At 41.0% G+C, this 10032-nt stretch carries 8 protein-coding genes; all 8 read right to left on the bottom strand.

What is annotated here, in order from left to right:
- Nucleotides 1-203: 203 nt before the first annotated feature.
- Nucleotides 204-2030: a carbon starvation protein A gene (locus EO122_RS03450; protein ID WP_127009383.1), complete on the bottom strand. Its 1827-nt coding sequence runs from the start codon at nt 2028-2030 to the stop codon at nt 204-206.
- A 257-nt stretch (nt 2031-2287) separates the two neighbouring features.
- Complete coding sequence (gene dusB, locus EO122_RS03445) at nt 2288-3298, bottom strand: tRNA dihydrouridine synthase DusB (RefSeq protein ID WP_206168501.1); 1011 nt, start codon at nt 3296-3298, stop codon at nt 2288-2290.
- Nucleotides 3282-4049: a type III pantothenate kinase gene (locus tag EO122_RS03440; RefSeq protein ID WP_126937016.1), complete on the bottom strand. Its 768-nt coding sequence runs from the start codon at nt 4047-4049 to the stop codon at nt 3282-3284. Before EO122_RS03440 ends, dusB begins: the two co-directional genes overlap by 17 nt.
- Before the next feature lies 1 nt (nt 4050).
- Nucleotides 4051-5034, bottom strand: coding sequence for a biotin--[acetyl-CoA-carboxylase] ligase (locus EO122_RS03435; RefSeq protein ID WP_127009382.1), 984 nt, complete (start codon nt 5032-5034; stop codon nt 4051-4053).
- A gap of 186 nt (nt 5035-5220) precedes the next feature.
- Entirely contained in the window at nt 5221-7131 is a 1911-nt protein-coding gene (gene ftsH, locus EO122_RS03430; RefSeq protein WP_127009381.1) for an ATP-dependent zinc metalloprotease FtsH, read from the bottom strand.
- Nucleotides 7132-7208: 77 nt separating this feature from the next.
- Nucleotides 7209-7745 (bottom strand): hypoxanthine phosphoribosyltransferase, encoded by a 537-nt coding sequence (gene hpt / locus EO122_RS03425; RefSeq protein WP_127009380.1) that lies wholly within the window; start codon nt 7743-7745, stop codon nt 7209-7211.
- 16 nt (nt 7746-7761) lie between these two features.
- On the bottom strand, nt 7762-9066 hold the full coding sequence (gene tilS / locus EO122_RS03420) for a tRNA lysidine(34) synthetase TilS (RefSeq protein WP_127009379.1): 1305 nt from the start codon (nt 9064-9066) through the stop codon (nt 7762-7764).
- Nucleotides 9053-9967: a phosphatase gene (locus tag EO122_RS03415; RefSeq protein WP_240632643.1), complete on the bottom strand. Its 915-nt coding sequence runs from the start codon at nt 9965-9967 to the stop codon at nt 9053-9055. Before EO122_RS03415 ends, tilS begins: the two co-directional genes overlap by 14 nt.
- Nucleotides 9968-10032: the final 65 nt, after the last annotated feature.

Raw genomic sequence — 10032 nt, 5'->3', positions numbered from 1 at the left:
GGTTTAGCAACTTTCATTATAACAGAGAGCCTTCTTATTTTTTTATTTTTTTGTCACAAATGTATTATACCCTTACAAACATGAAAATAGACACAGTTAAAGCTTCTAACTATGTCTATTTCCAGAGTTTACTATCCCCTTTACAAATCGGTATAGGTTTGTAAGGTATATAGTAATTGAGCTTTATTTATTTTTTGACTCATTTAGCTTTCCTTAGCTAATTTTGCATAACTCTCTGCTTCTACCTCTTTTTGTGTCCTATAATCTTGAGGTATATCTGCTAAACGAATCCAACTACGAACGGCTTCAACTAAGACAATTAAAATCATAATGAACATAACTACGGAGAAAGCTACCAATGTCCATTTACCTTCTGGAATATAATTGAAGAACACATTTTCATAGTCTGCTGCTACTGCTACGATAGCCATTAACAAACAAGGTACTCCTGTCACCCAAGCATACCGTTTTCTACCCAATCGCATAATGATGGTTGTACATACTGCCAATGTCATAGTGCCTAACAACTGATTGGATACACCAAATAGAGGCCAAATAGTACCGATATTACCTTGTAATACTAAATATCCCCACAATATACAAATCAATGCAGCACAACCATACACACCTGGTTTCCAATGTTGGTCATTAAATTTAGGCCAATATAACCCTAGTAATTCTTGTAATAAGTAACGACCTACACGTGTACCTGCATCTATTAATGTCATGATGAATAAGGCTTCAAACATAATACAGAAATGATACCAATATCCTAACAAATGATCCATGTTAGGCAAACGCGAGAAGATATGAGCCATACCTACTGCTAAAGATACTGCCCCTCCAGGACGATGCATCAAATCCTCCCCTACTAAGGCTGATAAAGCTGGCAATTCATGAACTTGAAGACCTAAAGCTTTAAACGATTCTACTGTTGAGTTGATTGCAAAGTAATCATCTGGATGAAGTGCAGTAGCTGCAATAATTGCCATCATAGAAATGAAAGATTCTGTTAACATACCACCATACCCGATAGGCAATACTTCTCTTTCATTGGTTAACATCTTAGGTGTTGTACCTGTGGCAATTACTGTATGGAAACCAGATAGAGCACCACAGGCTATGGTAATGAAAATATATGGGAATACAGAACCTTTTAATACGGGTCCTCCGCCCCAAATATAATCAGTGACTGCTGGCATTTGGATTTCTGGCATAACAATGATAATACCTAGTGCTAAAGCTCCAATAGTACCAATTTTTAAATATGTAGATAAATAATCCCGTGGAGCTAATAACAACCAAACAGGTAAGGCTGCTGCAAAAAATCCATATACAGCTAACATAATTTCAATAGTTTTTAAATCATAAATAAACCAAGCCCCATATTCACTAGCCGCCACATTAGGTCCATAATTGATAGCTGCGAAAATAAGAGCAACTCCTATGATTGTGGCTTCTTGAATTTTCCCAGGACGCAACCATTGTAAATAAATACCGATGAAAATAGCAATAGGAATTGTTGCGAATACGGAGAAAAATGCCCAAGCAGAACCATGAAGTGCATTAGCAACAACAACGGCCATACCTGCTAATGTAATGATTAACAAAAACAAGGTAGACAACATGGCACCAAGTCCAGCAATTTTACTAATCTCTTCCCGTACGATATCCGCAATGGACTTACCATCATATCGAATAGAAGCAAATAAAATGACCATATCATGGACTGCCCCTGCAAGTACAGAGCCAATTAAAATCCATAAAGTCCCTGGCAGGTACCCAAATTGTGCAGCAATGACTGGACCGACTAAAGGACCCGCCCCTGCAATAGCTGCAAAATGATGACCAAATGTAACCCATTTATTCGTAGGTACATAATCATGTCCATCATTATGACTCATCGCCGGCGTCAACCGATATTGGTCTAACGTCAATACTTTCGCCGCTATAAATGCCCCATAAAATCTGTATGCCAACATTAGGATACAAACGGAGGCAATCACTAAATAAATACCATTCATGACCATACATACACCCCCTAAATGTCTGATGCGTCACATCCTATCAATACCTAGTAATAGAAATGACATCATCTTATGATCTATGCAAAAAAGTAAATTGGTATTTCTGGTTTCATTATAGTTACGACTACATGTATTGTCAATTTTATCATTTTTGTGAGAATTGCTAGATATTCTCAATATTATGTTTTTTAGGGAGTTATATCACTATTGGATATAATAGGCATTCCTCTCAATTATCCGCTTGCGTATTATTCTACCTTCTATAGTATATAGCCTGTACGTTCTTCTAAAAAATTGCGATACGATTCTACTACTTTAATAAAAGAATCTCGGCCCATAGCGACATTTAGATCGTTTCTCCATCGTGCCGCCTCCGGCATTCCTTTAATATAAAAACTAGCATGTGTTCGAATCTCACGTGTTGCCAGTTCTATTCCTTTGTACTGGCATAACAAATTGTAATGACGTAATAGCATATCAATTCGTTCAGGACCTGTTGGGTTAAGACTATATGTACCTGTTTCCAAGTACTCCTTAATTTGCTTAAATAACCAAGGATTCCCTTGTGCCGCCCGTCCTACTAACACTGCATCACAGCCTGTATAATCTAATAACTCTTTAGCACTTTCAGGAGACTGTACATCTCCATTTCCAATAACAGGAATGGACAAAGCTGCTTTCACTTGTTTAATATAATCCCAGTTGGCCTTACCGCTGTACATTTGTTCCCGAGTACGACCATGTACAGCCACTGCGGCTACACCCACAGATTCCATACGCTGTGCCATATCGACTACGTTGATGGAACTATCATCCCAGCCCAATCGCAATTTGACTGTCACTGGTATTGTCACTGCTTGTACAGCCGCCTCAGCTACTTTCATAGCCAGCTCTGGCGTTTTCATCAACGCCGAACCATCTCCGGATGAGACAACCTTTTTTACGGGGCATCCCATATTGATATCTACAATAGGTGCGCCTGCCGCTTCTACTACTTTAGCACCAATCGCAATCGTCTCTGGATCGGAGCCAAAAATTTGCATCGACACAGGTTGTTCTACCTCTTCCATATAGAGCAAGTCTTTTGTATGTTCATTATTATATTTAATCCCCATGGCACTAACCATCTCCGTACATACGAAGGAGGCGCCCATTTCTTTTGCTAATAAGCGATAGGACACATCGCTAAATCCAGCCATCGGCGCTAAGCCAACTCGACCGGGAATAGTGACATGCCCTATGTGCCAGGATTTATTATTGATTTCGTTCATAAATAAGTCGTAATCCTTCTAATGTCATCATTGGATCAATGTGGTCGATCACATCTGTTTCCGCACTAATTAATGGGGCTAGACCACCAGTGGCCACTACTTGTGTACCTTCTGGCATCTCACGCTTCATGCGTGCTACAATCCCCTCTACTTGCCCTACATATCCAAATAAAACACCTGCCTGCATAGCGCCCACGGTGTTTCGGCCAATCACAGGTCCTGGATTTTTAATTTCTATACGTGGTAATTTAGCAGTGCGACCAAATAGGGCTTCTGCAGAAATACCAATGCCTGGAGAAATCGCCCCTCCTAGATATATGCCACCATCTAAAACAGCAGAATATGTTGTGGCTGTACCAAAGTCAATAATAATTAAATTGCCACCATACTTTTCATAAGCTGCTACGGCATCCACAATTAAATCAGCCCCTAATTCACGAGGATTTTCATATTTAATAGAAATACCCGTTTTAATACCAGGACCTACAAATAATGGTTTCTTATGAAAATACCGTAAACATACACGTTCTAAGGTAGGATTCAATGGAGGCACCACAGAAGATATAATAACCGCTTCTACATCTTCTTTATTGACTTTGGGATCATGTAGGAATAAGTTACTCAACAACATACCATATTCATCTGTGGTTCTACCTCGGTCAGTAGAAATGCGCCAATGAGCTAAAATGTCTGTACCCTTATACACGCCTAATACGATATTCGTATTTCCTACGTCCACAACTAATAACATCTTAATATCCTCCTCCAGTAGAGCGTATTGATACATCTCCTGCAATAACTCTTTCTTCACGCCCATCTTCCAATTGGATAATGAGGTTTCCATCTCTATCTAGGTCTTTCGCATAACCAATAAGTTCTTTATCTGGCGCCTTTACTAGTACATCTTTATGTAAGGTAACACTATATTCTTTCCACTCCTCTAAGGTGGAATCAAATCCTTCTCGACATACTTGTTCGTATTGATCCTCCAAGGCTTTTAGAATCACCCCGAATGCTTCCTTACGATCCACTTGCACACCAGCAATCGCAAATGACATAATTTTATCTTTTAAATCATCACTTACTTCTTCAATAGTTGTATGTGTATTGATACCAATACCCATGACGATATGGCTAATTTCTTCCATAGTGCCATTCATTTCTGTAAGAATCCCCACTAATTTACGACTTCCTACCAGTATATCATTAGGCCATTTGATACCCGCCTCTGAAAGTCCCAATTCACGGAATGCTTTCACCAAGGCTACCCCTGCCATAAGGGTACATTTTGATGCTTCCATAGGTAAAAAGCTAGGTCGTAAAATAATGCTAAACCAAAGACCTTTTCCATACGGTGAATACCAGCCTCTTGCCAGACGACCACGACCAGATGATTGCTCTTCTGCGCACACCACAGTGCCCTCAGGTGCTCCGTCCATAGCCAATGCTTTGGCAATCGTATTGGTAGACTCTAAACGCTCTTCGTAAACATAGTATCGACCAAACGTTTTTGTCTGCAAAACGCCTTCCATTTCTTCAGGACTAATCAAATCAGGTTCTTGTATTAACCGATATCCTTTTTTCGTAAATGATTCAATCACATATCCTCGTTTACGAAGCACTTCAATATGTTTCCATATAGCTGTACGGGATACATGGCATGCCTCAGACATAGCTTGTCCAGACACAAATTGGTCACGATTATCTTTTAAAAAGTCTAGTATTTCATCTCTCACGGCTTGTCGCCTCCTTACCTGCATCAAGGTTTACAATACGATTGTACAGAGGTAACCAACAAATTGCAAGCCTTTTCTAAGATTTTCACTATTCTCTTCGTATATCTTAGATGAATATATTTCATGTATGACAAAAAGCACCCTTCCAAAGGAAAGGTGCTTTCGTATGATTAGCGATAGTATCGCTTATGATTCTTTTGATGTATCGATTTTTTCAGGCATCACAATACCAGCTGCTTCTAGAGGAGTTTTTTTACTATTCTCTTCTGCTTCTCGTTTTGCTTGCTCTTCTTCTGGACTCAATAAAGAGCCATAGCGATACAAGTTTTCTACTTGTTTAGCGTCAATTGTTTCTTCTTCTAACAAAGCTTTCGCCATAGCATGCAAGAAGTCAATATTCTCTGTCAACAAGTTCATGACATCCCCATAGGCTTCTGCTACGATACGATGCATTTCTGTATCGATTTTTTCGGCTACTGCTTCGCCATAATTGCGTTCAGAGCCTAAGCTTTTACCTAAGAAGACTTGCTCTTGATGTTCGCCAAATACCAATGGGCCTAATTCATCACTCATACCAAGACGAGTAATCATTTCACGAGCAATATTCGTCACCATTTGTAGGTCACCAGAAGCACCGCTACTGATCTCTTTCAATACGACAGCCTCTGCACAACGTCCCCCTAAAGCAACGCGAATTTGCGCCAACAATTGGGAACGAGTCATATAGTTCTTCTCTTCTTGTGGAAGCATCATCGTATAACCACCAGCGCTACCACGAGGAATAATCGTCACTTTATGAACTGGATCTGCCTCTGGCCACAAGTGCGCTACGATAGCATGACCAGATTCATGGTACGCTGTCAATTCACGCTCTTTATCGCTCACAATATGGCTACGACGTTCTGGACCATAGCTTACTTTTTCACTCGCTTCTTCTAAGTCGTGCATAGAAATGGACTTGCGATTTTGACGAGCTGCTAATAGCGCCGCTTCATTCAATAAGTTGCTCAAATCAGCCCCAGTGAAACCAGGTACTTTTTTCGCAATCGTTTTTAAATCCACATCAGAATCTAGCGGTTTGTTACGAGCATGTACTTTCAGAATTGCCTCGCGACCACGTAAGTCTGGACGACCTACTGTCACTTGACGATCGAAACGACCTGGACGCAACAATGCTGGGTCTAAAATATCTGGACGGTTAGTAGCTGCAATGGTAATAATCCCCTCATTGGCACCAAAACCATCCATTTCTACTAACAATTGGTTCAATGTTTGTTCCCGTTCATCATGACCGCCACCAAGACCGGCACCACGTTGACGACCTACCGCATCAATTTCATCAATGAAAATGATACATGGTGCATTTTTCTTCGCTTGACTGAACAAATCACGCACACGAGAAGCACCGACACCAACGAACATCTCTACGAAATCAGAACCACTGATCGTAAAGAATGGTACACCCGCTTCACCGGCTACGGCACGAGCTAACAAAGTTTTACCTGTCCCTGGAGGTCCAAATAATAACACACCTTTTGGAATTTTTGCTCCAATGGCATTGAATTTACTTGGATTACGCAAGAATTCAACAACTTCTTCTAACTCTTGTTTTGCTTCATCTGCACCAGCGACATCTTTAAATGTGACATTCACTTTGCCTTCTCCTTGCATTTTTGCACGAGATTTGCCAAAGTTCATCACACGACCAGATCCACCTTGTGTAGACTGCATCATAAAGAACCAGAAGCCAATAATTAAGACGATCGGTAAAGCAGAACTCAACAAGCTAATCCACCATGCTGGTTGCTCTGGTGGTTGCGCTGTTACATCCACACCACCTTCAGTCAATTTATTATAGATACTTTCATCGCTTGGTGCGTAGGTTGTAAATTCTGTACCAGTCTTCAACTTACCTGTAATGGAATGATCCCCTGTAATTGTGACACTCTCTACATTTTTTCGTTGTACCTCTTGTAGGAACGATGTATATGTGATTTCTGATTTGCTTTTTGTGCCTTCAGAAAACGAGTTAATAGCTGCCACAGCTGCTACAATAATCAACAGATACAGGAGTACATTTTTTAAGCCTCGCTTCAAATTTTTCTCCTTTCCTAACAATATAAACTATATTGATACTTATTAATCATATCAAATTTTGTCGAATATATCAACGATTATTGATATACCTCTTCTTTTAAAATCCCAATATATGGCAAGTGACGATATTTTTCATCAAAATCCAAGCCATAACCGATTACGAACTCATCTGGAATCACAAAACCTTCATAATCTACATGAACATCAACTTTGCGACGATCCGGTTTATTCAACAAAGAACATAGACGGACACTAGCAGCTTTACGAGATTGTAAGTTTTCCAATAAATAGGACAGTGTGGTACCAGTGTCCACAATGTCTTCTACTACAATCACATGTTTGCCTTCAACAGGGCGATCCAAATCCTTTAAAATACGAACTACGCCGCTGCTCACAGTACTACTACCATAGCTGGAGCAAGAGATAAAATCCATTTTTATATCGCCTTGTATTTGACGTGCTAAATCAGTAAAAAATACGATAGCTCCCTTTAACACGCCTACAAGGACCACTTCTTTACCTGCATAATCTTCTGTAATTTGACGGCCTAATTCTGCCACTCGTTTTTGAATTTGTTCTTCTGTCAGTAAGATTTCTTTTACTTCTTGTATCATAGTAACTCCCTTTCAATCAGGTCTCTTTATTTTCTATGTCACCACATAGAACAACCTTAATTGTATCATATGACGTAAAAACTTGCACCTGACGCCAATGAAATTCTTTTCCTTTTGGCCCTTTCACCAGTGAAAGTAGTGCATCTACTACCTTTTGCCCTAGTTGTTCTCCACGTACATAAGGACTTAGTAGACGTTTCCACAATCGGCTTACCAAAGCATCATGCTCGCCTAACAAGCCTCTCTTATCTAATACGATAGTATTTCCTTCTCGTTGCACGTATTGCTTTTCTAGGCGCTCTACTTCACCTTGCAAATAGGACACATCTTGTTGTACTAATCGACTCATTCTGTTCAGTGCATCCACTGCACTAGGATATCGCTCCTCACAAGTAGGCACAAGGATTTGACGAATCCAATTTCTATCATATGTGGTATCTTGATTCGTTGCATCTTCCCCATGAAAGCAATGTAACCATTGCGCATACTGTATTAACATATCCTTAGGCACAGACAAACAAGGTCTCCATATATCATCCGCAACAGCTTGCATCCCCTGCAACCCTTCTAATCCAGCTCCTCTAAGCATATGAGCTAATACAGTTTCCGCTTGATCATTTTTATGATGGGCTGTCACTATATACTCATAGCCTTCTTCATCTGCAATACGTCGCAAATGCTGATATCGCAATTCTCGACCCATCATTTCAAAGGATACCTTGTGGTGTGCTGCCTTCTCTTCCACCGCCTCTTGCACAGAATAGCAAGGCATGCCGAATTGCAACGCATACCATTCCACGAGAGATACTTCCTCTACTGCTTCAGGGCGAAGCCCATGGTCCATTGTAAAGACCCCTACTTGCGTAAACCCTTCTAGATACAAAAAGTGCAGCAATGCAATGGAATCTACACCTCCAGAACATGCTAACAATACAGGAGTTTCTTTCGTAATGCCCTCTTTCATAGAGGCTGTCACACTAGCTCGCAGCTGTTGTACCATCTTCCAAGATTCCCCATACAGAGTTTTTTCTTGGCTCCGTCTCATAGGCTGGCTACCACTAGCCATTCGATGCCGATACGTATGATACTGATTAATACAGTCCTCTCCATACCATTTACCCAACATGTGGCGACTGTGATCCACTTGCTCCGCCAACTCTTCCATCGTCAGTAAAGGCACCACCATCTTCACATGTTTCCGTGTTTCATTCGCTTTTTCTACTTCTATCACCGTTTGAAAATCACCTTGACTTTCATAGGCATCTAGCAAGCTATCTACTAAGGGTGCCCAAGAATAATAGGAATCTCTATTTGCCACCATATTGTGATTGCCACCCTTCTAATCCATCCGATTCACTGATTACAATAGAGCCAATTTGATACGTATCCATCAGTGATGTAATAATCTCAGCCCCTGGTACAATGATATCTACACGCCCCGGTTGTAATCCTGGCACCTGTAATCGTTCTTCGCGGCTCATATACCGAAGTTGTAAAATCATAGCTTCAATAGCACCCCGTTCTAATCGGTGCCCTTGTATCTGTGCCTGGTCATATGCTTCCATCTTTAAATCGATAGCCGCTAAGGTGGTAGCCGTACCACCTATAGCAATAAATTCTCCCAACGGGCCTTCGATAGGTAAGGGTTCCCACATGGGTGCCGTTTCTTCCCACACCCTTTGTGGGCCTTCTACTGACAAGCTTTGCATGCGAACAGCTCCTGCTGGATAGGATTTTGCCGCGTAGACTTGCCCATCATGGCCTACAGCAATCTCTGTACTGCCACCGCCTACATCAATGGTCGCATAATGAAAGTCTGGCGCTTCATACACCGTTGCCCCTCTAAACCCAAAGACAGCCTCTTCTTCACCGGACAAAATTCGATACTCCATAGGACATACTTGTTGGGCCCGCTCTAAAAAGGCCTTGCCATTTCCAGCTTCACGAATCGCACTCGTAGCAAGACCTATCCGTATAGTAGCGCCATATTCGTCCATGACCCTATGTATTTCTTGCAATGCCTCTAACCCTCTAGCTATCGCTTCCTCTGTCAGCTGCCCTCTATCATCACGTTGCCCTAAGCGTGTGGTCCACAATTGCTTAGGCTGATTTTTCCATGTCCCTCCGTGATACTCACCTAACAAAAGGCGAAACGAATTTGACCCTAAGTCCACAATTCCTATTTTAGTTCCTGTTTCTATAATCACTGACGTTCCCATCATCTCACATCCTATCTATTCTATGTACTATTCTATATACTGTTCTATGTATATGACACAAAAAAAGT

The sequence above is a fragment of the Veillonella sp. CHU110 genome (assembly GCF_003992255.1).
GTDB lineage: Bacteria > Bacillota > Negativicutes > Veillonellales > Veillonellaceae > F0422.
This window is presented reverse-complemented; position numbering and strand designations above follow the sequence as displayed.

What these genes read in the sequence shown, in the direction of transcription:
- EO122_RS03450 (WP_127009383.1), bottom strand. Translation starts at nt 2,030, where the DNA reads ATGGTCATGAATGGTATTTATTTAGTGATTGCCTCCGTTTGTATCCTA.
- dusB (WP_206168501.1), bottom strand. Translation starts at nt 3,298, where the DNA reads ATGAACGAAATCAATAATAAATCCTGGCACATAGGGCATGTCACTATT.
- EO122_RS03440 (WP_126937016.1), bottom strand. Translation starts at nt 4,049, where the DNA reads ATGTTATTAGTTGTGGACGTAGGAAATACGAATATCGTATTAGGCGTG.
- hpt (WP_127009380.1), bottom strand. Translation starts at nt 7,745, where the DNA reads ATGATACAAGAAGTAAAAGAAATCTTACTGACAGAAGAACAAATTCAA.
- tilS (WP_127009379.1), bottom strand. Translation starts at nt 9,066, where the DNA reads ATGGTGGCAAATAGAGATTCCTATTATTCTTGGGCACCCTTAGTAGAT.
- EO122_RS03415 (WP_240632643.1), bottom strand. Translation starts at nt 9,967, where the DNA reads ATGATGGGAACGTCAGTGATTATAGAAACAGGAACTAAAATAGGAATT.